Origin of the sequence: uncultured Zhongshania sp., from assembly GCF_963975605.1 — a bacterium.
GTDB lineage: Bacteria > Pseudomonadota > Gammaproteobacteria > Pseudomonadales > Spongiibacteraceae > Spongiibacter > Spongiibacter aquimaris.
In genome coordinates this window covers 31,409-58,098 of sequence record NZ_CAXBHN010000010.1, presented here as the reverse complement: position 1 = coordinate 58,098, position 26,690 = coordinate 31,409, and the positions used below count along the sequence as shown (strand labels likewise).

The following is a 26,690-nucleotide window of genomic DNA, read 5'->3' as shown; positions in this document are numbered from 1 at the left end:
GTCCTTGCTCTGCTGTGTCAAAATTGCCGTACACTGAGTCCAATAAAATTAGTGTGACTGTGAGATTCGGAATCGAATAGGGGGATTGAAATGGACATGCGTGAACTGGGCCGAACGGGTATCAACGTCAGTGAAATTTGTTTAGGAACAATGACCTGGGGCCAACAAAATACCCAGGAGCAAGCCTTCGAGCAGATGGATTACGCGGTGTCGCGGGGGATTAATTTTTTTGATACCGCCGAAATGTATCCTGTGCCCCCCGTCCCAGAAACCCAAGGTAAGACCGAGGAATATATCGGCGAATGGTTTCGGCAGTGCGGCAAGCGCAAGCAAATTGTTCTGGCGAGTAAGGCTACCGGTCCTGGCCACCCCCATGTACGCGATGCAAAGCCACTTAATCGCAGTGGAATTTTAGAGGCAATAGACGGCAGTTTGGCCCGCTTGCAAACAGATTACATCGACCTATATCAAATTCACTGGCCTAATCGCGCTACCAATTTTTTTGGTAAATTGGGCTATCAGCACAGTGATGATGACGCTGAGCGGGATTTACATGAAATCCTGGAAACCCTATCTGAGCTGGTTGGTAGCGGCGTAGTGAAAGCCATTGGTATTAGTAATGAAACCCCCTGGGGAGTGATGAGTTATTTAAATCTGGCGGAGCAATATGGTTTGCCACGCATTGCCAGTATTCAAAACCCTTACAGTCTACTGAACCGAACGTTTGAAATTGGTTTGGCGGAAATGGCGATCCGCGAAGACGTCGGCTTGCTCGCCTATTCACCCTTGGCTTTCGGTATGTTGAGCGGAAAATACCGCAACGGTGCGCGACCTGTTGATGGCCGTATTACCTTGTTTGAGCGTTTTCAGCGTTACAGCAATCCGCAAGCAGTAGCCGCTAGCGAGGCCTATGTGGTGTTGGCAGAACGTCATGAGCTTGCGCCGGCGCAAATGGCATTGGCGTTTGTGACGAGTCGCGCTTTTTTAACGAGCAATATTATTGGCGCTACCACCATGGCGCAGTTAAAAGAGAATATCGACAGCGCCGAGTTGCAGTTGAGCGAGGTGGTGCTAAAAGAGATTGAAGATATTCACCAGCGTCTTCCCAATCCTGCGCCATAGAAATAAGCGGCGCAGGTCTAGCTTAAGCATTTTAAAATTTATAGGTAATACGTGCCCCAATTTCCTTGGGGTACACCGCGTTAATGCTCAGCGATGGGCTCTTGAAGTGCTAGGCGCGGCATATTGCGATGTCAACATGACATCTTTTCTGGATGTTACTGCCAGTGAAGCGTTGCAAAATGCAGCGCCTCGGCAGGTCGCGCTCACTAGCGGTCACGCCCATAACAGCCGGCGTCCTGTAAAATTATCTTATAAGCTCTTACTAGTTTGAATGATTTCCCTGGAGCCACTTGGCAGGCTAAACGCCACCCCATCTTCGCCAATCGTGTAATTTTTGAAGATTTTGTCCGCGCCATTGAGAAAGAGCGCTTTTTGTCCTGGTATCACTAACGGCGGAACAATGTGGTAATACACAAGGTGGCCGACACCGGCGTCGCGGGCGGTTTCCGCAGCCTCTACGGGGCTGGCGTGATAATCGAGAATATCGTGTGCTATGTGCTCCGCAACGATGTTGCCGGTTTCTTTCGCGACTTTGTTCATTAGGGTGACGAGGTTAGGTGCCAAGGCTTCGTGAACAAGTAAATCCACGCCCTGGGCAAACTTTTGAATATTGGCAGACTTCACCGTGTCGCCACTGATGAGTAGAGAGCGACCCTTGTAGCTAAAGCGATATGCGACCGAGGGGGCGACTGGGGCGTGATCAACGGCCAGCGCTTCAATACGCAAATCGTCGTCTTGGAGCAGCACGGCTAGTTCGCCTTGCTGGGGTTGGGTGAATGGCTGGGCGGTAAGTCCCGCGCCGCTGGTGGGGGCAACAACGTCGCCGTGATGTGCGTGGCGATAGCTGAAGTCGTGGCTGTAGGCCATATTAAAACCATTGACCACGCTCTCTACCCCTTGGGGCCCAAACACCGTTAGCGGCGAGGTATTCGCACCGCCAGCCCAGCGCAGGGTGCCCATTTCGCCCAGACCATCGATATGGTCTGAGTGAAAGTGAGTTAGAAACACCGCTTCTATGTCGCCGACCTGATAGCCCATGCGCATGATATTGCGCACACCGTCGGTACCCGCATCGACTACAAACAGTCGCTGGCCGGCGATTACCATAGCGCAGGGGCCGGATGCCTTTGGCGCAGGCATCGGGCCACCGGCACCGCAGAGGGCAAAATGCAGACCGTCGTCGAGTTGCTTCATGGTATTGCTCGACATCCGTTGTTCGATGCCTTTTTCCATTATGCGGTTAGCCAGTTCGGGTGGAATACAGCCCGACAGGGCAATGACAGATAGGAGGAGTGTCAGTTTTTTAGCCATCTCAGAATCCTGCTGGTTATTATCTTTCTAGGTCATTGGTAAATTTTAAGGCTTGCCGCTCATCATATTTAAAAGTTTACGCCGTGTAAATTTTTTGATAGATTCATGACAATAATAATCAACAAGTGCGTGCTTATTGCTATAGTGGTTGTGAACTAGCGCTCTTTCAGACCTCGTCTGGTGTAAAAAATGAAAATTAATAAAAAGAAGAAACAGAATTTCTGTGCGTCAGCTATCGCCGCTGCGGTATTTTCTACTCCGCTTTATGCGGCTCAGCTAGAGGAGGTCATTGTTACCGCCCAAAAGCGTCAAGAAGATATGCAGACGGTGCCGGTATCGGTATCCGCGATTACTGCGGATCAGCTCACCGATATGGGCTTTAATGATATTGGTGACATCGCCGCGCAAGTCCCCTCACTTATCGTCCTGACTAATATCAGCCCTTTGGCCACTACTTTTCGAATTCGCAATATTGGCAACGCCGGTAATATTCCTAACTTTGAGCCAGCCACTGGCCTGTTTATTGACGGTGCCTTCCGCGCCCGATCGGGTATTGGTATTGGCGATTTAGTTGACGTCAGTTCTGTTGAGGTCTTGAAGGGGCCGCAAAGTACTTTACACGGTAAAAACGTGACGGCCGGTGTCATCAGTGTGCAGACTCAGGGGCCAACTGAGCAGCTTGAAGCAATGTTTGAGGTCAATCTCGGCAGCGATGAACTCAGACAAGTTAAATCCTATGTGAGTGGGCCGCTTAACAATTGGCTGAGTGGTCGCCTGAGTTTTGTTGATTCTCGCCGCGGCGAACTTATCGACAACGTCGCCGGTCCAGGAGCCGACGACTTAAACAGCTATGCCGTTCGCGGACAACTTAGGGCAGACTTTTCAGATGCGCTCAGTGCAAGACTGATAATGGGCTACGCTGAGAAAGATATGAATACCTTAACGGGTGATGTTTTCTTGAGCGAGGCGAGTCAGCGCATCGTTCGCAATGCGGGTGGAAGTGTTACGATTCCAAATGACCCGAGTGACCGACTCATAGAATACGCGGATGAGAGCTTTTACAAGGGCGATTCAAACGACATTATTTTGAATATTAGCTATCTCGGTGATGGCTATAGCCTTACCTCGATAAGCAGTTACGACGACTATGACGGGCTTAATTTTGTCGGCGATGTAGAGCAAAGTAGTTTGAAGGTGGCGGACTTTAACGACAGGCAGCGCGGCAGTTCTTATTCTCAAGAATTTCGTATCGCCTCTGATGGCGGCAATGATTTCAATTGGTTGTTTGGCGGGTATTACTTTAGCAATGAGTTTATTCGCGGCGATAAATCGCTGCCCGAATTTATTGCCACTGAAGATGTTGAAGCCTACGGTGATGCCATTGTCGATGAACTCATTTCCCGAGGGGCTTTGCCTTTAAATTTATTGCCGCTGGTTATTCCCGCCTTTGGTGTGGAGGGGGATCGCGGCGATTACTACATTACTCAAGACACCAGTAATATTGGCGTATTCGCCAAGTTTGATTATGAGTTTAATGAGAAATGGAAGGGTGCTGTAGGGATTCGCTATTCCTATGAAGACAAGCATGGCGTCGTCACCCAGACCACGCAATTGTCACCTTTAGGTTGCGTGCCTCCGTTGAATACAAACTTGTTGTGTCAGGTAACGCCAGACGGTAATGACTTCGACCAAAAAGATGCGTTTGAGGCCGTTACTGGCTCCCTGTCTGCGAGTTATTTTCTCAGCAGTGACACCATGTTCTACGGTTCGCTGTCGTCAGGATTTAAATCCGGTGGCTTTAGTTTGCAGAATGGCACGTCTACTGACGAGTTGCGTCCCTTTGATGAAGAGAATGTCATTAACCTTGAACTGGGTGCAAAAACCGAGTTTCTCGATCGTCGCGCGCGGGTCAACGCCTCCATTTTTCACACCGAATATAAAGATTTTCAAAATGCGAGTTACGCGGGTTTAGTCTTTATTGTTAACAACGCGGAGTTGGTAACGGTCGATGGTATCGAAATCGATTCGACGATGATTTTGACCGAAAATATGATGGCTACCTTTAATCTCGCCTATATCGACACGCTTTATGACAAGTACACCGGTGGCCAATGCTTTTACGGACGCAGTCCAGATAATGATGCTGGTCAGTGCGATCTGAGCGGTGAGGGGCTACCTTCGGGCACAAAATTTAAAGCCAATATTGCCTTGAATTGGCGCAGGCCCTTTTCCGGTGGCGACTTATATTCTCGCCTAGATCATGTGTACTCAAGTTCCGCTAACGCGAGCTCGTCACTCGATCCGCAATTTGATATGCCCGCATCCAATGTTACAAATCTGCGTTTTGGCTGGCGTAATGAAAGCTTGGACTTTGCGGTATGGGGCAAAAATATCACCGATGAGGTGATTATAAATCAGGTGGCACCGGCGAATATTCACACCGTGGTTGATGAGCGAGTGGGCTCGCCAGAGGGGTCTTATCAAGCCTTTACATTGCCGCAGCGCACGGTGGGAATAACGGCGCGGTATACCTACTAAGACAGCTCTTATTAATTATCTGTTTATTGTGAGCAAGGCCGCGCTGATGTTAGCGTTACGCCTCGCTCGCTTTGCAACCCGCCACAAGGCGCTCGATATACCATTGTATTAATTCCAGCGACTTGGTTTTGCTAATGGTCTTGTCGTGAATGAGTTGCTGGCCTCCCCAGAACGACATCATTAACAGCCAGGCGACTTGGCCCGCGTGCTGGGTATCGATATTCATTGTCCGTGAAATAATCGGTGTATACAGATCGGAAATGAGTTTTCTGTATCGACGACTAACCGCGCTAAACGGCGTGTTGTGCGAGGTGTTGTCGGCCAGCAGTGCCCACAGCGCTTGTACTCGCCCCTCGGGAAAGCTAAATAAAACGTGTTGGGCCTTGGTAATGGCAACAACAATGTCATCGCTGTGCTTGCGCAAGACATCCTGAATTTCGGTATAGAGCTCCTCAAACATATAGGACGCGGTCTGTTCCGTGAGGGTGTTGATGGAGTCAAAATTTTGATACACCAACTGCCGACTCACCCCGCCGTGTTCGGCAAGGGATATCATGCTGAGCGTGTTCCAACCGTATTCGTCAACAATGCCCGACGCGGTATCTAGCAGCATTTGCCGGCGCGCGATTTTATTCATATAAGGTCGAGCCATGATCCTTCCTTACTCGTTATTTTCGCGTTGATCCAAGCGTTGTGCTTGTTGGTAAAGCGCTTTCGCATTGTCTGAATTGGGGCTAAGGATTAACCAGGCTTCAATTTCGCGTAGCGCTTGTTCGGTGTGTCGGTATTTTAAATGGTAGCGGGCGCTTAACTCCAATATCTGTACATTGCTCGGAAAACTGTGGAGGTAAGTCTGTAAAATTGTCAGCGCTTGCTGGGGTTTGCCAACACTCTCTAGCGCAACAGCATATACATAGCTAATGTCGCTATTACTTGGTGCCAGGTCATGAGCGAGGCGTAAGCTGCTTATACCTTTATCGTATTGTTGATGACGAAAGTAGGCGAGTGACAGGGCATAAAGTAGGGAGCTATCTTCAGGTACTATCTGACTGGCGTGGATAAGACTGCCGAGCGCCGTTTTATCGTCCCCCATTCGTCGGTGTAAGTCGGCAAGATTGATATAGGCGGGGCTGTATTGATCGTCGATGGCAATGGCGCGCTTATACGCAAGTTTCGCTTGTTCATTGTGACCGCGTCCCTGGTATAGCTCGCCCAGCGCTAATTGTACGCCCGGGTTGTCTTCGTTGATTCGCAGTGAGTTTTGGTATTCTTTTAGTAAATTATCTAGATCAGATTTTTGACCGTCGCTCAGTGCCGGATTGCTTAGGGAGCCCGCCAAAAGTCGGGCGACAGCCATGCGCACGGATTTGCTTGGGTCGTGAATTAAGTCTTTTAAATAATTTGTGCGCTGATCCTGTGGCAGTACTTCAAGGGCTCTTACCGCGCCCAATCTTCGCAGCGGGGCTGTATTTTTTAGATTGCTAATAACAAGTTGGAAAGCGGCACTTTCTGTTGCGGTGTTGAGGCGAGTAAGTGCCGAGGCGTAAATGATATCGGTGAGTCTATCCTTGCTGAGTAGATTGCTTAGATCGTTGCTGCTTAACCAAGGCTGCTCATCTAGTGCTGCAAACATATCGGTGTGCGGATCAATATTTTTACTTTGGAAACCCGCAGATATTTTCTCTAGCGCCCATTCAGGGCTTTCATCTGAATGACACTGGTTGCACGCATTGGGAGTACCGTGATCAATGGTATTTTGTGGGTTTGGAATACCGAATCGATGGTCGCGTCGAGCATCGACACCCATATAGGTTGTGGCGGGCATATGGCAGTTAACGCACAAACTTCCCGCATTTTGACTATCGTGTAGGCTGTGCTTTTTGGTGTCGAATACCTCCGGCGCATGGCATTGGCTACACAGGGCATTTCCCTCGGCCTTGAGTTTCGACGTGTGCGGGTTGTGACAATTACTGCAGACGACGCCGGCGGCGTGCATTTTACTTTGCAAAAATGAGCCGCTGACGAAGACCTCTTCCTTTATCTGTCCGTCAGGGTGGTAAAGCGGCGGTGAAATCAGTGAGAGCTGGATGTGGTCGAGCATGGATTTGTCCAGCGACCAGGGTTCGATAATCGTGCGATGAGCGTGGCATTGTGCGCAGCTGGATAATTGGGTTCCCAGCGGTGGTGTTTCGCGCTTAGCTATTCGCTGACCAAGGGTTCTTGTCCACGTTCCCGATTCATTTAGCGAGTGGCTAAAGCCTGCGTGAGCCTGCTTTTGTTGCCCATTTTTGAGCCAGGCCGTGTGTCCGCTGGCATCGCCGTGACAGGCTGTGCAGCTGACATTTATTTCCTGGAAGTGACTTTTAAACGACGCGCTTTCCACATCGTAAGCTTTTTGAAATTGAGTTGAATGGCACTCTGCGCAGCTGGTATTCCAAGTGTAAGCGAAGTGATCCCACTCTAAATCAGACGTCAACGCGTACCAGCGCTGACCACCTTCTGCTTTGGTCCGGCTATCCCAGGCAACAGGTAGAGCTTGAAATTTTCCCTGCGGAAGTTGTGCGAGATACTGCTGTAGTGGATAAAAGCCAAAGGTGTACTTAATTTCATAGCGTGTCGCTTGCTGGCCTGCATGACTAATCGCGACCAGATATTTTCCGCTTTCGCGATAGAAGGAAAACGTGTCCTGATTATAGCTTGCACCACTGCCATCAAAACGGCCAAGCACAGTTTCTGCCTCGGCAATTTGCATCGATTTGTAATGATCAGATTGCTGCCAAGCTGTTGCTTGCGCTGCGTGGCAATTCAGGCACTGGCTGTCATCGGCGAAACTGCCGGAAGCGAAACTTGTTAAAAATAGCAGTAGCGCCAGGGTGGAAAATATTCTCATTATGGGTGTTTGTGCGCAAATTTGTTGTGGGGCCAATACTACCGTATTTCGGTCTCGCCAGGGTCATTTTTTACAGGGTGTATATATTTCGTGATTCCGCTGTTTTACTCGCAATATATGGGATATTTCTGCGATTTGTTTAGCGCTGATCTCCTTTCTTGATTTAAATGTCATTATGTGTGACATTAGTTTTTGTGGCGGAATAAATATAATAAAAAGGGATAGATCGTGAAAATGAAAGTATTGCTGGGCCTTCTTGTCGCAGTCATTTTTACCGGCAGTGGTTTGTGGTTAAATCGCGTCGACGTAATGCTTGCCCTCGTTAAGTTTAAAGCTGCACGAGAGGTGCCGGTAGGCCCTAATCGTCAGATTGACTGGCAGCAGGGGCCGGCTGTTGCGGCATCGAGTGATGCGCCAGCTCCCCCGAACATTATTGTTATTTTGGCTGACGATTTAGGCATAAATGATATCTCAAGCTTTGGTGGCGGTGTTGCCGACGGCCGAGTGCAGACACCGAGCATAGATCGTCTCGCTGCTGGTGGCGCGGTATTTAATCAATCCTATGCGGGGGCGCCAATTTGTGCGGCGTCTCGGGCAATGATTATGACCGGTCGCTACCCGACCCGAACCGGCTTTGAATTTACACCGCTACCCAATGGTATGGGATCGGCGGTGGTACAAATTGCGAACAGCGTTAATAACGGTTTGCCACCGGCATTTTATAACCGCGAAGCGGATGCCAGTGGATTGAGTTATGAAGATAAGGGCCTGCCAGGTTCAGAAATTACTATTGCAGAAGTCTTAAAAGAGCGCGGTTACCACACCGTCCATATTGGTAAATGGCATTTAGGACGGGGAGCGGCGTCAACACCAAACGCCCAGGGTTTCGATGAAAGCTTGTTTATGGCAAGCGGTATGCATTTACCGGAAGATGACCCCAATGTCGTCAACGCAAAGTTGGATTTCGACCCCATCGATAAATTCGAGTGGGCAAAAATGCAGTATGCGGCATCCTTTAATAATAGCGGTGATGATCGGTTTCGGCCGGCGGGATACCTGTCGGACTATTGGACCGATGAATCGATAAAAGTCATCAAGGCCAATAAGAATAGACCGTTCTTTTTATATTTGGCGCACTGGGGGGTGCACACGCCACTGCAAGCTACGAGGGAGGATTACGAGGCGGTGGGCGATATAAAACCTCATCGTCTGCGAGTTTACGCAGCAATGGTGCGTGCTATGGATCGCAGTGTCGGTCGTATCATGGACAGCTTGGAAGAAGAGGGTCTCGCCGAAAATACGATTGTTGTTTTCACCAGCGATAATGGCGGCGCGGGATACCTTGGCTTACCTAAAATAAACGCGCCGTATCGGGGCTGGAAAATCACCATGTTTGAAGGTGGCATTCGCGTGCCGCTATTTATGCGCTGGCCTGCAAAAATACCGGCGGGCTCGCAGGTAAACGCGCCGGTTAATCACATTGATATTATGCCTACCCTTAGTGCCGCCAGTGGTGCCAGTCTGCCTGACGACTTGGTTGTAGATGGTCGAGACATTATGCCTTGGGCGCAGGGCAGTGAATTACAGTCCGCACCTCATAAGACCCTGTTTTGGCAAAGTGGCTATTATCGCGTGGTGCGCGACGGTGACTGGAAGCTGCACGTATCTGAGCGGCCCAGGAAAGACTGGTTATACAATCTTGCCGAAGACCCTACCGAGCAACACAATCTGGCCGCGTCGCGTCCAGAACTGGTGGCAAGATTAAAAGAATTATTGGCTGAGCATGCCGCATCGGGGCGCGAGCCAATTTATCCCTACACACTAGAGGCACCGGTCGCAGTCGATAAAACTCGGGCAGAAAAATTTGTAGAGGGCGACGAATATATTTACTGGCCAAATTAGCGCGAAGAATGCGGGCTAGATTTTGTGTCCAGTTCGCTCTTCGCTAATAGCCTGTTCCAAGCGGTCAAGCCGGTCTTGGCCGAAGGTACAAAGTTGTCCGTAGCGAAAGCTGGGTACGCCCCATAAACCATTGTCATACATGTCCAGTAGATTTTCCTGGGCCCATTCACGCCAATGATCATTTTGTAAAAGTGGTTTGGCGATGGACCAATCAAGTCCGGCGGCAGTCACTATTTTTTTCATTCCCGAATCACTGGCGGCGTCGATACCCTCTGCCCAAACACTGCGAGCAAAGGTTTCGAGGTAACGGTTCCCTCGTCCCTGCGACACGGCGTAATCGAACAGGGCGTAGCAGCGTTCTACGCCAGCGCCCAAGGGATCGGCGGAAAATCCAAAGTCGATGCCATATTTTTTGGCTTCGCGTTTGGTGTCTTTAAAAATATACATGCCCTTGGTTTGGGGTACTTGCATACGCCGCATCACCATTGGCAAAACCGGTTTTACGATTAAGTCCAGGCCATAGTGCTCAGACAGTTCTCTTGCTCTCACTAGACCGAGATAGGAATACGGGCTTCGTGCTGACCAGTAAATAATAATAGGTGTGTCTGATGTATTTGTGCCGCTGAGGGCGTTATTCCGAACAGGTGGTGCCTGGCTTATCGCGGCAATGTCGTGGTTCTTGATCGCATCGATGGCCGCCAGGCGCTGCTCCAAAAATTCGAGACGACTGAGGCCCCAGTACCACTCGCCGCCTGGCTTTTCACCATAGTGCAGCATGGCAGTCAGATAGTGGCCTTTGCTTTTAAGGAGCGATTCGTTGGCAAGCAAGTGGTGTCGATAGCACTCTGTATTGCGGGCGATGCGCGGATCTATTAGCGTGTCTAGCAGTTCAATATTGTCGGCCCAATACGCCGTAAAAATGGCTAGGGCGCGCTGCAAATAATCGCCTTGTAGTTCGGCGTGTAAAAGTTGTGCGGTTGCGCTTTGGTTTCGTTTAATGGTCGACACCGGTCCGCTGCGGGGAAAATCCAGCGAGTATATGTTTGCAAGGTAGGCGCTGTCGGCGAAGGCATTTTTTTCCCAAAGCGCTGGTGCGGGATACATAGCTTCTTGCAGTTGCAGGATGGTTCTAAAATCAAATTCGATGTTGTAACGCTGAGAAAGTCTTTCTAGTACCTGAAGCAAGATATAGCTATAGGGATCGTTTATCCGCAAAAATACCGTCACGGTATGCGGCTTGCCCGACTTTTTTCGACGCCATTCCCCGAGGCCGCGCTGCCAGTTTTGCAAGCCTTCGCTGCATATTAAATTCAAAACATAAGGTGCCAGAAAACTCATAAATACACTCTGTTATGAAATGTTTTGGGTGTCGACAGCGAAGCTGTAATGTCGACGGCGCATCCTATTCGGCTTATCGCTATACCAGCAGTGGACGAGTTACTATTAGTTTGGTGGCTTTCAGGCCCGCGTTGCGATGATGTAGTGCCGCGTGGTAGCTCGGCGAGCGCAGCATATTGATGAATACATCGACATTGGGGTATTGCACAATAATTATCTGCTGCCATTCGTCATCGGCGCCGATAAGGGTTTGCTCAACCGTGTTTAGCGCAAACAGGCTGCCGCCGCCTTCCGTAACATGCTGGATCGCCACTGCGCCGTAGCGGTTGTAGGCTTCCTCTCCGCTTACCATAGTTGAATCATCGCTGTTTTTGTATTGCGCGACATCATGAAAGGCTAAAAAATTAACAAACTGCAGCGGCCCGCCGAGATCTTCAGCTAATAGCGATCTGATTTGGCTTGCGGTGGGACCGAGGTTTCCAGAATCGTGTAGACCCAGCTCGCTAATAAGTGCGTCTATTTCCTTGCTTGTGAAGGGCATTATTAATTCTCCTTGTTAGCTCTAGTGGGTTTGCTCGCGGCCGCGCTATTTGCAGGCTGGGCATTGTCTGGCATGTGCAGCAACTCAGTCTGTAAAGCGCTGCACATCACAAGCTCAAAGGCCAAGTATTGCCGCTTCTGCTGCAAGCAGGGGTGCGACTACGGGGTGACTTTTGACCCGTTTGATGAGCGCAGCGAATAGGGGCCAGCGTGCTGCGTCGATCTGGTAATTGGCGTATCCCGCATTTATAAATGGGCTGATGATGCTAATGTCGGCCATGCTGAAATCGCCGAATATAAAGCCCTCTTTCGGTATCAGCGTTTCAACGTAGTCCAGGATCGGTGGCAGTTGTTTTTCTATAATTTTTTGAACCAGGGCCTCGTCGGTCTCTTGATTTAAAAACATGGGGCGCATAAAGCGCTGGAAAAAAATACCGGCGGCAAGTTCGGTGACTCTACTGCCCGCTAGTTCCTCAACCCAGCGCGCTTTCGCTTTCTGCTTTGGATCTGTTGGGTAGATCGGGTTGTCAGGATAGCTGTCTTCGAGATACTCACAAATGACGGTCGAATCGCAAAGGTTGAGATCGCCATCTTGTAGTGCAGGAATCTTACCTAAAGGGCTAATTTTTTTGTATTCGGCATCGCCCGAATACGGCATTTGCTGTACTTGTTCAAAATCGATTCCTTTTATCGCCAAGGCGACAAGCACCTTGCGAACGAAGGGAGATACGGAGTTGCCATGTAATACAATCATAAGTGCTCCTAAGTATGAAATTGCTATATTGGTCGCTATTGCTTCATTGTCGCTACGCCACTACTGACATTCAGTTCTATTTTCTTCGATATAAAATGTAAAAAACGCCGCAAATAATGCTCGTTAATAGCAGCACTAAAAGCTGTTTACCAAAACGATCACGGATACCATTGATGGCAACCTGGGTCGTACCATTGAAACTGGCGGGAACCTCCAGGACGCCGTTTTCGGCGGCGTATTGATTATAGTGCTCCAGTAGGTCGTCCAACTTGTCTGGCATTGCCTCCCGTAGATCATTTGTTTCGCCGGGGTCGTCGACGATATTAAACAAATGCCATTCGCTATCGCCAACCGGCCCCCGGTTTTTAACTATCTTATATGGTCCTTGAAACAGTGCCGCGTTGCCGCCCAGCTCATAGCCAATATAGTCAGATTCGGTATATACCTGCTCAACCTCGCCACGGCTTAGTGCTGCCAGGCTGCGGCCAATCATGGGGACGATGCGCCGACCACCAAAGAACTCCGTCGGTGCGGGCGTTGAGGTGAATTCAAGTATGGTGGGCGTGATATCGGTTACGAAGGTAAATGCATTGCTCCGCTGTGCTTTGTCGCTAATGGGCTTTCCTGCAATGATGAGCGGAACGCGCATGCCGCCTTCGCCTGCGTAAAATTTGTAGTAGGCAAGCGGCGAAGCCGCTGCACTGGCAAAGCTGGGACCAATAGTATTAAAGCTACCTTTGCTGCCCAAGGTGTCGTAGTCATTGGTGTAGCCTTGCATTCTCAAGCCGAGACGGTTTAATAAGCTGCGTGGATTGTCGCCACCGGTAGCTTCGCTGCCGTTATCTGATGAGAATATAAAAATGGTATTGTCGTAGCGGCCCGTTGCTTTAAGGTGGGCAACTAAGCGACCGATATGGTGATCCATCGCGTCGACCATGCCGGCGTAAACGGCCATGCGCTTGGCATGAAAGCGTTTTTCTTCTGCGCTGAGGCTGTCCCAGTCATGGGTGCTGCTCATGGTTTGCATTTCGGCATTGGCCGGGATAATGCCAAGCTCCTTGCTTCTTTTTTGGCGCTGTTCTCTCAGCGCGGTCCAGCCCTGCTGATAGGTATCGAGGTATTTGTCTGTAAACTCCTTTGGCGCTTGTACTGGAATGTGAACGGCCTGAAAAGGAATATAGGCAAAGAACGGTTGGGAGTCTGAATTAGAGTCGATGAACTCAATGGTTTTATCGATTAGAAACTCTGACGAATAGAAATCCTCAGGTAGCGTTGTTTCCTCGCCATCCGCAAACCAATTGGCCTTTTCGTAAATGGGGATGTATGGCTTTTGTTCCCAGTTGTCGGCACCGGTATCAGCGAGGGTAATGGTACGAGAAAATCCGCGCCGATACGGGAGTTCGTCACGGGCTTTACCCAAGTGCCACTTGCCAGCCATATAGGTATGGTAGCCGGCGTTCTGCAATAGACTGGCTACGGTTACTACATCGCGGCTTAGCACGCCGCGGTAATTTTCGTGGACTTGATGCGCGGGCGGAATGCTCTCGGGGATATTGGGAACCCCATTTCTATGGCTGTCTACGCCGGTGAGCAACATGGCCCGGGTGGGCGCGCAGCTCGCCGCAGTATGATAATTGGTGAAGCTGATCCCATTCGCCGCTAAGGCATCCAATGACGGAGTTTGAATCTCACTGCCGTAGGACGCAATGTCACTGAAGCCGAGGTCATCCGCGAGTATGAGTACGATATTTGGTCTTGCCACTTCGGCGTGGGCAAGGTTAAAGAGCGTCGCTAGCAGCGTGATGCATACCGCTTGGGGTAATAGCTTCACTGTTTGTCGGCCAATTTATGCGATGAAATAAGTAGCAAGCTGCCAACGACTATTTCGACGGCGATCAAATCAGGGGCGAAGGCCGCGCCATGGATTAGCCATGCAATAAGACGAAGTGCGGCTGCCAGGAAAAGCATCAGCGCGGGGGCGTAAAACCATGTTTTTGTTCCGGTAAGCAATCCGCTTAGTATCATCAGACCCATTGCGATAAACAGGGCGCCAGTATCGGCCATCTGTGAACTGCGTCCGAGGCCGTCTAGCAGGGGCATTCCTAAGCTTTCTGCGGCGGCGGCAGGATCGACTGCCCACTGCAGGCCAATGATAAGAAAGAGTATGGCAGGCAATGCCACGATAATACGCAGTAGTTTAAGCATCGGTATACGTTGTCCATCTCATTGTTTTTATTTAAATTTACAGCCGGCGCCGGTAAGGCTGATGCCAGCTGTGGGTATTATTTACCGCAATGCTATGTTTGTCAGCATTTTTTTGTCATAGTATATGTCAATATAATTTGGCTCGCAATTCAAGTGAGTTTGGCCCTTGGCAACGATATAAATAAGCGATGTGACTGGCAGGATTTGCAAGGAGTCACTTCGTATAATGTTTAGATAATAAATTTAATAATAGCCGGTATGGCTTTTGACATTGACTCATCGGGAGATAAACATGATCGATTTGTATACCGCACCGACGCCTAACGGCCATAAAGCATCCTGTACCTTAGAGGCTTTGGGTTTAGCGTATGAAACTCATTACGTTGACATCGGCGCAGGCGAGCAGAAAAAACCGGCGTTTTTAGCCTTGAATCCCAATGGGCGTATTCCCGCCATTGTTGATCGTGACAACGATAATTTTGCCGTGTTTGAGTCGGGCGCTATCATGATTTACTTGGCGGAAATGACCGGCAAGTTAATGCCTAGTGACGCCAAGGGGCGCTCAAAAGTTATTCAGTGGCTGATGTTTCAAATGGGCGGGGTGGGGCCAATGATGGGGCAGGCGAATGTTTTTCATCGCTACTTCCCAGAAAAAATACAGCCCGCTATCGATCGCTATCAAAATGAATGCCGCCGCCTGTTTGAAGTGTTGGATGGTCATTTGGCGCACCATGAATGGTTGGCGGATGACTATTCAATTGCAGATATTGCAAATTGGTGTTGGGTGAGAACCTATAAATGGTCGGGAGTCTCTGTTGAGGGATTAGATAATTTAGCGCGCTGGTTACAGGTAATGAAAAGTCAGCCCGGTATGGAAAAAGGCATTGAAGTTCCTTTCAGCCTGGGTAACTTATTGGATGATCTGGATGATACGGCGGCAGAGAAATTCAAAGATTCAGCGCGGAATATGCTGCAAAAGTAATTTTGTAAACGCAGTGTTGTTTTGCTTTCTTGGAGCCGCTGCCAGCCTCACTTGTAAATTGATAATAGTGCTTTACGGTTTTGATAATTATGGATGAAACGCAATCACCGACTAAAAAGGGAGCTGCCGATGGTCGCGTTCAACGCAGCAGGCGCAGCCGGCAGCTCATTATCGAGGCGATGCTGGATTTAATTAACGAGGGGGTGTTAATCCCGACCGCGCAGCAAGTGGCGGACCGCGCTAATATTGCGATACGTACCGTCTTTAGACATTTTTCAGAGATGGAGCAGCTTTACAATGAACTGGATGCGCAGATTCGGGAGCATTATTTAGATTTGTTCCGTGGTGGAGATCGGAGCGGCACACTAGATACCCGCTTGCAGCATGCGATAGAGCGGCACGCAAATGCCTACACCACCTTGTCGCCGGTTATGCTGGCAACGCGTGCCTTGCTTTGGCGCTCGCCAACACTGACAAAATGCTACGATGAAAATCAACAAAAATTGAGGATAGACTTGGATAATTGGCTGCCCGAATTAAAGGAAGTATCGGCAGCTACACGTGAGGCAATAGATGCGATTGCGTCTTTTGACTTCTGGCATAGGCTCCATGTCAGTCAAGCAATGAGTAAGTCCGCGAGCGTGAAAATTATTACCGACTTAATCAAAAACCTTTTGGATGACGATCGGTGCTAATTTCCCCAAGCACTTTTCCTGCCTTCGGTGACATTGTCATATTGTTGTGAATTTGCTGCGCTGTTTGGGGCATAAAGTAAGGGTAAACACCTAGCTACGTGTTCAGGTTTTTCGGATACGATCAAAAGGCCTACACCCTGTTAAAGTGCGATCACCGGGCATGATAAATAGCATCAAACCAATCGACCCGTATGTCGTCATCGAGAATGCGCGATGCAAAGCGCTAAATCAAATTTTGTTCTGCTTTGCAGTGGTTGGTGCAGTCGGTGGACCGCTTTCTGCCCTGCGCTCTGTGCTTACCGGCTGGCTGCCAATGTATAGCGCACATCTTATTATTGGCGCCTATGCCGTTTTCCTTTGGGCGTCCGCGAAAAAAACGTCTTACCAATTTAAATTTTGGTCGCTGATATTGCTGATGTGGTGTATCGGCGTAGTCGGATTATTTAATTTTGGCATGCTTGGTGCCGGGACGTGGTGGTTAGCCACCAGTGCCTTGCTGGGCGGAATGCTGTATTCCTGCCGAGTGGGGGTAATACTGGCGTGCGCTGCAATGACTGTTACCTGCCTGGTCGCCTATGGTTTCATGTCTGGAACACTTCAACTCAGCCCCTCCGTTAGTGTCGATACGTATATGCATTCGATGACCACATGGGGAGCGTATTTAGTGGTGGCTGTATGGCTACCTATTATCATATTTACGTCCTTCGGTCGGCTTTCCAGTGTGGTGACGAGTTTGGCTAAAGAGATAGCCGCGACCCAAGCTGAGTTGTATAAAATGGCTAATTTAGATTCGCTAACGGGAGCTCTGCGGCCTCATGTGCTGGAAGACAGGCTTGAGTACGCGCTTTTTAAAGGGCGGCGTGTCAATGAGAGCGTGGGAGTAGTATTCATTGATCTCGACAACTTTAAGCACGTGAATGATACCTACGGTCATGCTACCGGAGATGCCATTCTTGTTGAGGTTGTTGCAAGGGCTCGGTCTATGCTGCGCGAAGAAGATTTGATTGCGCGAGTCGGCGGTGATGAGTTTGTTGTCGTGATTACCGGTGTTGTTTCAAATGAACAAGTGGTCGCGGTTGCTGAAAAATTGAAAAAAACCATCTCAAGACCGTTTAGCTATAAAGGCACTAAGTTGGATATTCCTATTAGCATCGGCGTCACCAGTGACTGGGGTAGTGCCGTCAATGGTAAGCAGCTGATAGAAGCTGCGGATCAATATATGTACCATGCGAAACGACATGGTAGGAACGGCATTTATTCTGGAGCAGTGCCGACCCTTGGTGCAGCGTAAACCTTCCTTTAGATCGAGTCTCTCTTCTTACATCTGTTAATTTCTGATTCCCATGTGGCAACCGAATTTTGCTGATTCACCCATAGACTGACCGCGAATTTGAATCATAAATTGACAAAAAATGTTTGATATACGCCATGCCCTTTCATTTCAGCCGATTGCCTTACCGATAACTTGGCCAGCTGTTTACCCATGAGATGGCCGAAAAGCATTCGCGATCAGTCACTGTTTTGGCCTTCGAACAGTAGAGTTATCCTGATTAACACACTGGGGAGTGACTTGGCTTATTGAAATTTGGAGTCATTGTCTTAATAAATTAGCCCTTGTATTAACTACCCACGAACGTTGTAATTCGCAATCGCGCCGACATTCTCCGCCAGCGGCAGATAAGCTGCGCGCGCAGTTTTTTTCACTATTTTGAGGCGCTGCGACCAACCTTTCCCAATCAGTCTGCGGTTCACTTTTATAGCATTACTTATGGCCTCCGCCACAGACTCAGAATCACTGAATAAGATACGATTTTCCCGTTTGAAGTCGCGAAGCTGCTGGCTATTAAATGTCATTAATTCTTCGGCGCCTTCTGAGACCGCACCAAAAGCATCAATCAACGCATACAGCCCCAGTATTTCTGAAATAACAACATTTGCTACCGCAACGTCTACTCCTTCGGATATTCGCCGGCGCAGCCGTGCATACTGTTCACTCACGCTCATACCGAACACGGGGTCATCTATCGTGTGCAGTTTGCGGGCAATGTCGCGCCACTCCTCAGGACTTAACAACGCCTCAGCGGCAGGAAAAACAATCGTTTCCTCTCGGCGCACGTGTTCACCATACAGCTCTAAAAAATCTGTCAAACTTGCCCGCAACAGGTTTTTTTGCAATTTTTCATCACCTAGCACCAAAGCATCTAACTTGTGATACAGGTGCACACTTTCGCGAGCCAAATCTTTATGCTCGGCCAGCAGCTCAACAACCTCTGAACGCACGCCATCACGGTGTGTAGCTAGCTTTGCAAACAACTGATCCTCTAGTGGGTGGTGATGTACATCTGGATACTCCATTAAGTAACGCAGCATATCTCTTAACATCACAAGATCTGGTTCTGTGCGACGAGTCAATTTGTTAATTTCGACTGACATCGCTTCGCGCAACGTACCGATATACGTGTGCTCACTACGCAGGCGATGCATTACTTTTTGACGATTTGCATCAATATTTTTTCTGGTAGTACTGACCATGATCTCTCTCTCGACGTTTAGTGATTGTTATTACATCGTTTGGTGGTTGTTACTACATCCGCGCCAGCACAGAAAACTGACATAAAACCGCGCTGGCATTGCGCAAAGACAAGGAGCTTCTCACTACCTAGCGCTTCCCAGATGAATAAGGCGGTGCATAGTGAGTACTAGAAAATCCCACCAGCCCGATGACTATCATATTAAGCAGGCGACGCTTAGTGGTCTTTGATATAGATCAAACAGGGCAAGACTGCAAAGCAATAGTATAGAGCTATAAGGCGGTGTGTAGTGGTCAAGTGAACTGGGCTCGGAAACTCCTTTTGCCCATGCTCCAGCCAAATTCTCTTGGGATGGTCTGGAGCGTGTGCTTCAAATCTAACAAGCACATGAAGTCTTTTGCTGTCGCTCACTGGAAGGCTTCTTACATCGCTCCCCTTATGTAAACGTTACGCTATATCGGGAATATCATGTTATCCATTTTTACAAAATTAGCTGATTGGCTCGTTTACGGGGTGTTTGGTCTAGTGCCAGACTCTAAGATTGGAGGGGCTGCCCACTTCTTCGTCGAGGATACAACAAAGATATTTTTCCTTTTGATCGTGATGATTTATGTCATTGCTCTTGTTAGGGCGTCCCTCGATATCGAGAGGGTGCGTGATTACTTGGCAAAAAATAACAAATTCTTTGGGTATCTAATGGGCTCGACATTCGGCGCGATAACCCCCTTCTGCTCCTGCTCAAGCATACCGGTGTTTCTTGGCTTTACTTCTGCAGGTGTTCCGGTCGGTATTACAATGTCATTTCTTTTAACTTCGCCGCTTATTAATGAAGTCGCGGTTTTGCTGTTATTGAGTTTGGTTGGTTGGGAGATAACCATTGTTTATGTCTTGGTTGGAATGCTCATCGGTATTATAGGTGGTGTCTTTCTTGATCTAATTCACGCAGAAAAGCTTCTGCAGCCTTTTGCACTAAAAGCTTATGAGACGGCGACAACTTCAGATGGTGAGTACAGTCATAGACCTATACTTTCATTTTCGGAGCGCCATGAATTTGCCAAGACCGAATTGTTGGATATTTTAAGTCGCGTATGGAAGTGGGTGTTTGTTGGGGTTGGATTAGGTGCGGCCTTACATGGCTTTGTTCCCGGTACATGGTTTGAAGAAAATTTGGGAAGTGGCCAGTGGTGGTCTGTACCAGTTGCCGTCCTGGCGGGTATTCCTTTGTATTCAAATGCCACGGGTGTCATTCCTGTGATGGAAAGTTTAATCGTAAAGGGGCTTCCTGTCGGCACGACATTGGCATTCTGTATGAGTACAGTCGCAGCGAGTTTTCCAGAATTTATCTTGTTGAAACAGGTAATGACGTGGAAATTATTGGCTATTATTTTTTTCCTCTTACTAATGTCATTTACCCTGGTCGGCTGGCTGGTAAATATGGCCTCTATATTTTAAGGAGAAGCTTGTGAAAGAAATTAAAGTGCTTGGGAGTGGCTGCTCAAAATGCATCAAGGTCGCGGAGCTTATTCAGGTGGTTGCCAATGATTGTGGAGTTCAGGTTAACGTCGTCAAGGAGTCGAGCCCCCAAGTCATGCTCGAATACGGCGTAATGAAAACACCGGCGGTAGTTGTAGATAACCAGCTGATGCACTCAGGATCTGTACCTGATAGGAAAAAAGTAGAGCAATGGCTAAAGTAGCTCAGTGGAAATACCTAATAAGTCAATGAGCTACGCGCCTAAGGCGCCGAGCGCGCAAAATCTGGCGGGTTAGGCAGCAAAACTAAACCACTCCGGAGCACCGAATGTCTGACTGCGACTGTGGCACCGAACAAGCAGAAAAGCTGGAGCGTACCACGCTCACCTATCTCCTGATAATAAACGGCGCGATGTTCTTAATCGAAGCGGTTTTGGGCGTTATTGCCCAGTCAACTGGGCTTATCGCAGATTCATTGGACATGCTGGCGGACGCAGCCGTTTACGGCATTTCGCTCTACGTCGTCGGTAAAGGCATTACCCGACAAGCCAGGGCCGCGACGCTTAGCGGTTGGCTGCAAATCATTTTGGGAGTCGGAGTCCTATTTGATGTGGTGCGGCGCCATTTCCTTGGAAGTGAGCCCCAAAGCATCCTAATCATGTCAGTTGGCCTAGGTGCTTTAGTCGCCAACATAACTTGCCTCCTGCTAATTTCCAAACATCGAAATGGTGGCGTGCATATGCGTGCTTCATGGATTTTTTCGACTAACGACGTGATTGTGAATATCGGAGTCATAGTGTCAGGTGCGCTAGTTTGGATGCTCGGTAGCCGATACCCCGACCTACTGGTCGGCGCGGTTATTGCGACTGTGGTGGTTCGAGGCGGCTTAAAAATCCTTCAGGAGGCACGTTCATCGAGGCAAGGTGAAATTGGTACCTAACAAATCGTTACAAGCGACGCTTGACCCGCTGCCCATTTTAGCTGCCGCAAAAACAGGCATCGCCTCAATCGCCGCTAAGATCAAGCGTTACGTGTCTATGAGTAGCATCAAACATATTCAAAATGAGTAAGAGGCATTGGGGTAAACGTTATGCGGTGACAGCAAGCCTGCGCATTAATTTTAGCCGCTAGTTCCGCAACTCGTGCCGGCGCGCCACATGAAGAAATGGTCAGAGGCGAATATCATTTTGTGGCCACTGAAATAGGCTCTGAGTTTGAGAGATGTAAAACCAATAATATTGACCAGCTTCTTTATTGGTTGGTATCCGGTAATGTGGGCCAGCCAGAGACAGGGAATTGGAACGTAAAGTAGATGGCGAAGATTCAAGAAGGTTGTGGTTCGCAAAAGAAATAGATCTATTGCAAGCCATTAACCTTGAATGGATTAAGAGAAAAGAACGGCATCAGCAAGATGTTTTAAAACAGTACCCGTTTAATAATGACAACATGTAATAATCAAATACCGCATCGCCCTGCGTGCTGGCGGTGCTAAAGCGCGATTTTGCGTGCGGCGTTATGAGTAATGAGCATAGGAGGCTCGAATGAAAAAATTATTGATACTAAGTTTAGTTGCATTGTCAGGTTGTACGACACTGTCAAAAGATTATGTTTTGGTAACGGAAGGTAATGATACCTCTCAACTGCTTGTCTATCGGGAGTCATCATATCAAGCTGGTGCTGTGAGTCTGTATGTCGGCGAAGGTGATAAGTATTTTCTTAAGTTGAGAAATGACCAATATTCAGTCATCGAAATAAATTCCGGAAATCACATTCTCCAAGCAAAGGCCGATGCAAGTCCCGCGTCCATACTAGAAATTACTTTACCTCCGGGAGAGACGAAATGTGTTGCCAGCAAGCCCAATCAGGAAATGTTAGGGGCGGTAATGATTCCTATCATCGCTAATATGGTTCCGTCTTTTTTGCTCGAGGAAAAGGCCTGTCCAACACCTGAAATATTAGCAGGGATGGAAAATGTTTCTGGCACATGACAGTCACCGGCGGTCCGACAGCCAGTGCTACGCCCCTTTTTGTCCTGCTTTCGGCTGTGGTAGGCGTTGAGGCTGTATAAAAACCTACCATATTCCATCATATTTGGATTTTTTGACGGTTCGCTCTTATCAACAACGACGCGTCTTTGCACAATACATTTCGGTTTTAATATTCGTCGGCCAAAGCGGACATTTTATGGATTGAATACAGTTTGGGCTTTGTCGCGATGGCTCGAAATTGTGCGGATAGCAGGATTATTCAGAGACTTAAACAAAGGTCTATCGCGATAATTAACAGGGTTTTTAGCTGAGTTCTGTCTGCGATATTGAGCTTGCTGGAATTATTGAGTGTCACCGCGAGCCAAAATTTCGTAGCGATGTTTTGTGGCGATAATGGTCAGCAGCACCGGCATTAATTTATTCCAGTCCGTGCCGGTAACTTTAAAAAAGCTATACGTCGCTAGCGCGAGCCAGCCCGGTGGGCCAATGAGTTGGGCGATGGTTGCGGATAATCCGGTATACGCGGCATAGGGCAGGGTGATGCCCATGGCGTGGGTGGCAAAACCAAGCGCGGTGGTCGCGCCTGCATACACCGCGTAGCCAGATGCATTGGCCAGCGCTAATACGCTTGCCGCCGTGCGCAGGCCCGTGATGTTGCGGCTTTTGATTCCGGCGGCGTCCCACATTGGTGTCGCATTAAATTCTTCGCTAAAAAAGCGGTCTCGCTGCGCTGGGGTCATTTTCGCAAGTGCCGCAATGATAATAGCTTGAGGAATATAACGTTCGTATTCGACCACTGTCTTGCAGTGTTTGTGAATGCCTAGCTTTTTTGCCGCGCCTGCGAGCAGTGTCTCGTAGCTTGGGCATGGCATTTCTTCACTACTATCTTGTCTTGTTACGCGCTTAAAATTCCGCGTAATACGGTGCCTCGTTCGCGAGTTGTACATCCACCGTATCTTGTCGACGATAGCATCAGTCGCGGTGTTGTTTTCGCCGAGATCGCAGAGTATGGCCAGAATGGTTTTGTCGCGCTCGTCCCAATCTGTAATGAGGTGTTTAAGTTCAGTCTGGCTTATCACGCTTTTTCCGTTCTAGCATAATGTCTGCTCGCGAGCGCAAGGGCGTGTTGTGGCGCAAGCTGTCGAAACCATCGTGCTGTTCAATTGGCTTTGCTTCTGGCTTGCTTTGTGGCTGGGTTTTTTTACTGGAGGCATTTCTCTGGGCTTTGGCGGTTTTGGCTATTTTGCGTTCAACAAACCACAGGTAGCTGAGGCCTGCTGCTAGCCACGCCAGCCAGCGAAAGTAGAAAGCGAATGGGGCTAAAGTCGATTTATTTGTGGCGCTGAAAAAAGCCAGGGCTTCAGAGTGAATTAAATTGACCGCCAGCACAAAGAGCACCGTCGCGATGATCCCCAGCGCGCGCTGCTTAATATGGCGCCGCCAAATCATATACAGCACACCGCTGCGCAGTAAGGGGATCAACATTAAAAGTGGCCCAGTGTTAATGCCGCAATAAGCGCGGCAAGGCTATAATTCTTAAGCCTTCCCCGCAGCTTCACTTCCTCGTCATGCACCAGAATTTCCAGCTCATCGGGATCTAGCTCGGCGGCGGTGATACCTCTAAGTGCCAGTTGTTTCTTGGCATTGCTAATGGCGCCCTCGCGGATGCGTTTGCGATACTTATTGAGTAGCTTGTCTTTGGTTTGTGTAATCATGGGCTCGAACGGACTGCTTGTTTGCAAGTGTTTGACTAGATTACGCTGTGAAAGCGGCATGTCGGTCACAATTTACTGCAGCAGCGTATCGCGAAAAGAATTTGATAACTTAATTTAAGCGTATGACTAGGGATTATGACGGGCATGTTTGGAAAAATACAGGGCTTTGTAAGCGGCGCAAAAATGGCGAAAGCGGTCAGTTTGCAAGGGCGCCATTTTATTGTGACCGGTTGTGCCAAAGGCTCATTGGGCTTTGCTACGGCCTTGCAGCTTTTGGCACAGGGCGCGGTGGTATCAGTAACGGTGCGCAAGGATAGCGCGGTGATTGCCGATGCTCTACGCCAGCAATTGGCAGCTTCCTATCATCCACATATTCATGCCTTTGATCTGGATTTGGCGAGCTATGATTCTGTTGAAGCCTTTGTCCAAGCCTATAAAACAGCGGGCTTAGCCTTAGATGTGCTAATAAATAATGCGGGTATTCATCTTGATCTCATGTCGAGATGGACTTCGCCAACATTAAGCGACGATGGTTTTGAAATTCAATGGCGGGTGAATTATTTGGGCTCGGCACATTTAACGTATCGCCTATTGCCTTTACTGCAAGCCTCGGCCGCGACTTCCGGTGACAGTCGCATCGTGAATGTCGTGTCACAGTTGCACAGCCGAGGGCTGAATAGCGAGTTTATTCAACCGCGACGACCCTATAATTCCTGGAATGCCTATGGGCAGTCAAAGCTGGCTCTGGTGCATTTAACACGCAGTGTTGATAGGCATTTTGCGAAAGATGGTATTGCTAGCTACTGCCTGCATCCCGGCGCGGTATACACCAATGTGGCGGACAAGGGGATGGCTGGCACCGGCTCGATTGCGGCGGTGCGAAACGCCTTAGCGCCGATTGAACGCTTTTTTATGAAAACGCCAAAGCAGGGCGCGCAAACACAAATTCATTGCGCCACTGCCCCCAAAGATGAATTAGTGTCTGGCGCTTACTATCGCAATATGCAGATAGCGATTGCCAGTGTAGAGGCAAATGATTCCGATGTTGCAGAGCGCTTATGGTTTGATCTGCAGAGCTGGATAAGCCAGAGCGAACGCTAAGTCTCAGGCGACTGCGAACAAAGCAAGTGTGGCACCTTTGTAACAGATAAACTCGGCGTTTCACTTTACACTTAGGGTCCAGATAATTTCTATATGAGACCTTTGCACGAGCCGGAATTTTGTTCTCTGGCAAGGAAAAATCGCACGAACCGCAGCGCAGCGGAGATCACGCACTTTGTGCGAGTGACCAGCGGGGACGGTAAATGAGGGAGTTTATAACTATAAATGACCGATTGAGTAGAGCCCGCCCCGCGAGCGGAGCGAGTGCTTTGGGTGCGATTTTGCCAACAGTAGGCGCTTTTAGGCGACGCCGGCAGAGGATAAAATGACTATCGTGCAAAGGTCTCTATATAACAATAAGGCAAAAGAAAGATGGGACAGAGTCTGTTTATTAGTATCGGTCTACCGGTTTCCCTTTTTATTATCATGATTGGCATGGGGCTTGGTTTAACGCTTGGAGATTTTGCAAAGGAGGCCAAGCATCCTCGTGCAGCAATAGTGGGAAGTATTGGGCAGTTGGTGGTACTACCTGCGCTGGGATTTTTGGTGGCGTGGGGCTTAGGGCTACCGCCGGCGATTGCCGTTGGCTTGGTGATATTGGCGGCGTGTCCCGGCGGGGCGACGTCTAATGTGATTACGTATTTAGCCAGAGGTAATGTGGCCTTATCTATAGTGGTGACCGCCATTGCTAGCATCGCGACAATTATGACCTTACCTCTGTTGGTGAACCAAGCGCTGAGCTGGCAGCTTGGTAAGTCGGCGGATGTCACAATGCCGGTTGTCGACACGATTACCATGTTAGTCATTATTGTCTTACTACCCACGGGCATCGGCATGCTCGTTCGTGCCAAAGCGCCGAGGCTAGCGCTGCGCGCTGAAAAACCGCTAAATGGCTTTGGTGCAGTGGTACTGCTGGTGTTAATCGTCATTATCTCCTACGGCCTGCGCGATCATCTTTTAGAGCTGTTGATACAAGCGGGGCCCGCGTGTTTACTTCTTAATATCCTGGGAATCGGCGCTGGCTTTGGTATTGCGCGCCTTGTGGGTGTGGCAAAAGGTGATCAGGTGGCCATCGCGGTAGAGCTGGGAATCAAAAACAGTACTATCGGCATTCTGGTGGCGACCACAATTCTTGGCTCGCAGGAGATGGCAATTCCGTCAATGGTATACGGCTTAACTATGTACGCGTTTGGCGCGGGCTTGGTTGCATTTGGGCGGTCTGCTATTCCAGCAAAAGCGATTTAGTCATAGGGCGTCTAGCGATGAGCTTTGCAAGACAGCCCGCTAGGCATTATCTTCCACGACCCAGCCGACTACTAAATTATTGGTCGGCAATCAATACTCGTCATTGTTTCTAATCCTTGGAAACCGCCTTTAGCAATTGTGAATGTGGTTTGTTGCCTCAATTGCGGCTAAGTCGAATAGTACCTTCACGACAATTTTTGTACTGCAATCAATGGTCTGGGTATGGCGGCTAAGGTGAGCTGTTATGTTTGTCGGCAAGCCCGTCAGTTCACCTGGCCTATTCACAATACCTTATCGATCAGTGTGGTTTTTTACTAGATACTGCTTAGGCAGTGGCGCTGGTTAGTGTAGCTATGACACT

Annotated in this window: 24 protein-coding genes; 12 read left to right on the top strand and 12 right to left on the bottom strand. The window is 49.0% G+C overall.

Annotated features, from left to right (window positions below):
* Positions 1–90: 90 nt before the first annotated feature.
* Positions 91–1,122, top strand: a complete 1,032-nt coding sequence (locus AAC007_RS10370; protein ID WP_339676547.1) for an NADP(H)-dependent aldo-keto reductase — start codon at positions 91–93, stop codon at positions 1,120–1,122.
* A gap of 249 nt (positions 1,123–1,371) precedes the next feature.
* On the opposite strand, the gene AAC007_RS10365 is transcribed toward AAC007_RS10370, so the two are convergent.
* Positions 1,372–2,433, bottom strand: coding sequence for an MBL fold metallo-hydrolase (locus AAC007_RS10365; protein ID WP_339676545.1), 1,062 nt, complete (start codon positions 2,431–2,433; stop codon positions 1,372–1,374).
* Positions 2,434–2,622: 189 nt separating this feature from the next.
* Here AAC007_RS10365 and AAC007_RS10360 point away from each other — a divergent pair, with 189 nt between their 5' ends.
* Positions 2,623–4,971 (top strand): TonB-dependent receptor, encoded by a 2,349-nt coding sequence (locus tag AAC007_RS10360; protein ID WP_339676543.1) that lies wholly within the window; start codon positions 2,623–2,625, stop codon positions 4,969–4,971.
* 55 nt (positions 4,972–5,026) lie between these two features.
* On the opposite strand, the gene AAC007_RS10355 is transcribed toward AAC007_RS10360, so the two are convergent.
* Both AAC007_RS10355 and AAC007_RS10350 read right to left on the bottom strand, forming a co-directional pair.
* Positions 5,027–5,623, bottom strand: coding sequence for a TetR/AcrR family transcriptional regulator (locus AAC007_RS10355; RefSeq protein ID WP_295875069.1), 597 nt, complete (start codon positions 5,621–5,623; stop codon positions 5,027–5,029).
* Between the two features lie 9 nt (positions 5,624–5,632).
* Complete coding sequence (locus AAC007_RS10350; RefSeq protein ID WP_339676541.1) at positions 5,633–7,861, bottom strand: ammonia-forming cytochrome c nitrite reductase subunit c552; 2,229 nt, start codon at positions 7,859–7,861, stop codon at positions 5,633–5,635.
* Between the two features lie 234 nt (positions 7,862–8,095).
* Here AAC007_RS10350 and AAC007_RS10345 point away from each other — a divergent pair, with 234 nt between their 5' ends.
* The gene (locus AAC007_RS10345; RefSeq protein WP_339676654.1) at positions 8,096–9,763 is read left to right on the top strand and encodes a sulfatase; all 1,668 of its coding nucleotides are present in this window, start codon (positions 8,096–8,098) and stop codon (positions 9,761–9,763) included.
* A gap of 15 nt (positions 9,764–9,778) precedes the next feature.
* On the opposite strand, the gene AAC007_RS10340 is transcribed toward AAC007_RS10345, so the two are convergent.
* The 5 genes from AAC007_RS10340 to AAC007_RS10320 all read right to left on the bottom strand — a co-directional run bounded on the left by AAC007_RS10340 (position 9,779) and on the right by AAC007_RS10320 (position 14,600).
* Entirely contained in the window at positions 9,779–11,101 is a 1,323-nt protein-coding gene (locus AAC007_RS10340) for a DsbA family protein (RefSeq protein WP_339676538.1), read from the bottom strand.
* Between the two features lie 79 nt (positions 11,102–11,180).
* Positions 11,181–11,642, bottom strand: coding sequence for a DUF1330 domain-containing protein (locus tag AAC007_RS10335; RefSeq protein WP_339676535.1), 462 nt, complete (start codon positions 11,640–11,642; stop codon positions 11,181–11,183).
* 114 nt (positions 11,643–11,756) lie between these two features.
* The gene (locus AAC007_RS10330) at positions 11,757–12,395 is read right to left on the bottom strand and encodes a glutathione S-transferase family protein (RefSeq protein ID WP_339676534.1); all 639 of its coding nucleotides are present in this window, start codon (positions 12,393–12,395) and stop codon (positions 11,757–11,759) included.
* Between the two features lie 76 nt (positions 12,396–12,471).
* A complete protein-coding gene (locus AAC007_RS10325; RefSeq protein WP_339676533.1) occupies positions 12,472–14,226 on the bottom strand; it encodes an arylsulfatase in 1,755 nt (584 codons plus the stop codon).
* Complete coding sequence (locus AAC007_RS10320) at positions 14,223–14,600, bottom strand: hypothetical protein (protein WP_339676530.1); 378 nt, start codon at positions 14,598–14,600, stop codon at positions 14,223–14,225. Before AAC007_RS10320 ends, AAC007_RS10325 begins: the two co-directional genes overlap by 4 nt.
* Positions 14,601–14,892: 292 nt before the next feature.
* On the opposite strand from AAC007_RS10320, the gene AAC007_RS10315 reads away from it, so the two are divergent.
* The 3 genes from AAC007_RS10315 to AAC007_RS10305 all read left to right on the top strand — a co-directional run bounded on the left by AAC007_RS10315 (position 14,893) and on the right by AAC007_RS10305 (position 17,568).
* Complete coding sequence (locus AAC007_RS10315; protein WP_296434328.1) at positions 14,893–15,582, top strand: glutathione S-transferase N-terminal domain-containing protein; 690 nt, start codon at positions 14,893–14,895, stop codon at positions 15,580–15,582.
* 89 nt (positions 15,583–15,671) lie between these two features.
* Positions 15,672–16,277: a TetR/AcrR family transcriptional regulator gene (locus AAC007_RS10310; RefSeq protein ID WP_339676526.1), complete on the top strand. Its 606-nt coding sequence runs from the start codon at positions 15,672–15,674 to the stop codon at positions 16,275–16,277.
* Positions 16,278–16,437: 160 nt separating this feature from the next.
* On the top strand, positions 16,438–17,568 hold the full coding sequence (locus AAC007_RS10305; RefSeq protein ID WP_339676524.1) for a diguanylate cyclase: 1,131 nt from the start codon (positions 16,438–16,440) through the stop codon (positions 17,566–17,568).
* A gap of 332 nt (positions 17,569–17,900) precedes the next feature.
* Here the strand turns inward: AAC007_RS10305 and AAC007_RS10300 are convergent, their stop codons facing one another.
* Positions 17,901–18,809: a hemerythrin domain-containing protein gene (locus tag AAC007_RS10300; protein ID WP_339676523.1), complete on the bottom strand. Its 909-nt coding sequence runs from the start codon at positions 18,807–18,809 to the stop codon at positions 17,901–17,903.
* A 467-nt stretch (positions 18,810–19,276) separates the two neighbouring features.
* On the opposite strand from AAC007_RS10300, the gene AAC007_RS10295 reads away from it, so the two are divergent.
* The 4 genes from AAC007_RS10295 (at position 19,277) to AAC007_RS10280 (ending at position 22,268) form a co-directional block, all read left to right on the top strand.
* Entirely contained in the window at positions 19,277–20,260 is a 984-nt protein-coding gene (locus tag AAC007_RS10295; RefSeq protein ID WP_339676521.1) for a permease, read from the top strand.
* A 10-nt stretch (positions 20,261–20,270) separates the two neighbouring features.
* Positions 20,271–20,504 carry a thioredoxin family protein gene (locus AAC007_RS10290; protein WP_339676518.1) on the top strand — a complete coding sequence of 78 codons (234 nt, stop codon included), beginning with the start codon at positions 20,271–20,273 and terminating at the stop codon, positions 20,502–20,504.
* Positions 20,505–20,608: 104 nt separating this feature from the next.
* Positions 20,609–21,220, top strand: a complete 612-nt coding sequence (locus AAC007_RS10285) for a cation transporter (protein ID WP_339676515.1) — start codon at positions 20,609–20,611, stop codon at positions 21,218–21,220.
* 601 nt (positions 21,221–21,821) lie between these two features.
* Positions 21,822–22,268 (top strand): hypothetical protein, encoded by a 447-nt coding sequence (locus AAC007_RS10280; protein ID WP_339676512.1) that lies wholly within the window; start codon positions 21,822–21,824, stop codon positions 22,266–22,268.
* 341 nt (positions 22,269–22,609) lie between these two features.
* On the opposite strand, the gene AAC007_RS10275 is transcribed toward AAC007_RS10280, so the two are convergent.
* Genes AAC007_RS10275 through AAC007_RS10265 form a run of 3 tightly spaced genes read right to left on the bottom strand, consistent with a single transcriptional unit; the run spans position 22,610 to position 23,983 of the window.
* Complete coding sequence (locus AAC007_RS10275) at positions 22,610–23,347, bottom strand: hypothetical protein (RefSeq protein WP_339676510.1); 738 nt, start codon at positions 23,345–23,347, stop codon at positions 22,610–22,612.
* On the bottom strand, positions 23,331–23,753 hold the full coding sequence (locus tag AAC007_RS10270; protein ID WP_295875109.1) for a hypothetical protein: 423 nt from the start codon (positions 23,751–23,753) through the stop codon (positions 23,331–23,333). The genes AAC007_RS10275 and AAC007_RS10270 overlap by 17 nt, the downstream gene beginning before the upstream one ends.
* A complete protein-coding gene (locus AAC007_RS10265; RefSeq protein ID WP_339676506.1) occupies positions 23,753–23,983 on the bottom strand; it encodes a hypothetical protein in 231 nt (76 codons plus the stop codon). The genes AAC007_RS10270 and AAC007_RS10265 overlap by 1 nt, the downstream gene beginning before the upstream one ends.
* Before the next feature lie 135 nt (positions 23,984–24,118).
* On the opposite strand from AAC007_RS10265, the gene AAC007_RS10260 reads away from it, so the two are divergent.
* A complete protein-coding gene (locus AAC007_RS10260) occupies positions 24,119–25,084 on the top strand; it encodes an SDR family NAD(P)-dependent oxidoreductase (RefSeq protein ID WP_339676504.1) in 966 nt (321 codons plus the stop codon).
* Positions 25,085–25,456: 372 nt separating this feature from the next.
* On the top strand, positions 25,457–26,329 hold the full coding sequence (locus tag AAC007_RS10255; RefSeq protein WP_339676501.1) for a bile acid:sodium symporter family protein: 873 nt from the start codon (positions 25,457–25,459) through the stop codon (positions 26,327–26,329).
* Positions 26,330–26,690: the final 361 nt, after the last annotated feature.

Bases quoted from the DNA above. Each gene is read 5' to 3' on its own strand.
- AAC007_RS10370 (WP_339676547.1), top strand. From the start codon at position 91: ATGGACATGCGTGAACTGGGCCGAACGGGTATCAACGTCAGTGAAATT.
- AAC007_RS10365 (WP_339676545.1), bottom strand. From the start codon at position 2,433: ATGGCTAAAAAACTGACACTCCTCCTATCTGTCATTGCCCTGTCGGGC.
- AAC007_RS10360 (WP_339676543.1), top strand. From the start codon at position 2,623: ATGAAAATTAATAAAAAGAAGAAACAGAATTTCTGTGCGTCAGCTATC.
- AAC007_RS10355 (WP_295875069.1), bottom strand. From the start codon at position 5,623: ATGGCTCGACCTTATATGAATAAAATCGCGCGCCGGCAAATGCTGCTA.
- AAC007_RS10350 (WP_339676541.1), bottom strand. From the start codon at position 7,861: ATGAGAATATTTTCCACCCTGGCGCTACTGCTATTTTTAACAAGTTTC.
- AAC007_RS10345 (WP_339676654.1), top strand. From the start codon at position 8,096: ATGAAAGTATTGCTGGGCCTTCTTGTCGCAGTCATTTTTACCGGCAGT.
- AAC007_RS10340 (WP_339676538.1), bottom strand. From the start codon at position 11,101: ATGAGTTTTCTGGCACCTTATGTTTTGAATTTAATATGCAGCGAAGGC.
- AAC007_RS10335 (WP_339676535.1), bottom strand. From the start codon at position 11,642: ATGCCCTTCACAAGCAAGGAAATAGACGCACTTATTAGCGAGCTGGGT.
- AAC007_RS10330 (WP_339676534.1), bottom strand. From the start codon at position 12,395: ATGATTGTATTACATGGCAACTCCGTATCTCCCTTCGTTCGCAAGGTG.
- AAC007_RS10320 (WP_339676530.1), bottom strand. From the start codon at position 14,600: ATGCTTAAACTACTGCGTATTATCGTGGCATTGCCTGCCATACTCTTT.
- AAC007_RS10315 (WP_296434328.1), top strand. From the start codon at position 14,893: ATGATCGATTTGTATACCGCACCGACGCCTAACGGCCATAAAGCATCC.
- AAC007_RS10310 (WP_339676526.1), top strand. From the start codon at position 15,672: ATGGATGAAACGCAATCACCGACTAAAAAGGGAGCTGCCGATGGTCGC.
- AAC007_RS10305 (WP_339676524.1), top strand. From the start codon at position 16,438: ATGATAAATAGCATCAAACCAATCGACCCGTATGTCGTCATCGAGAAT.
- AAC007_RS10300 (WP_339676523.1), bottom strand. From the start codon at position 18,809: ATGGTCAGTACTACCAGAAAAAATATTGATGCAAATCGTCAAAAAGTA.
- AAC007_RS10295 (WP_339676521.1), top strand. From the start codon at position 19,277: ATGTTATCCATTTTTACAAAATTAGCTGATTGGCTCGTTTACGGGGTG.
- AAC007_RS10285 (WP_339676515.1), top strand. From the start codon at position 20,609: ATGTCTGACTGCGACTGTGGCACCGAACAAGCAGAAAAGCTGGAGCGT.
- AAC007_RS10280 (WP_339676512.1), top strand. From the start codon at position 21,822: ATGAAAAAATTATTGATACTAAGTTTAGTTGCATTGTCAGGTTGTACG.
- AAC007_RS10270 (WP_295875109.1), bottom strand. From the start codon at position 23,753: ATGTTGATCCCCTTACTGCGCAGCGGTGTGCTGTATATGATTTGGCGG.
- AAC007_RS10265 (WP_339676506.1), bottom strand. From the start codon at position 23,983: ATGATTACACAAACCAAAGACAAGCTACTCAATAAGTATCGCAAACGC.
- AAC007_RS10260 (WP_339676504.1), top strand. From the start codon at position 24,119: ATGACGGGCATGTTTGGAAAAATACAGGGCTTTGTAAGCGGCGCAAAA.
- AAC007_RS10255 (WP_339676501.1), top strand. From the start codon at position 25,457: ATGGGACAGAGTCTGTTTATTAGTATCGGTCTACCGGTTTCCCTTTTT.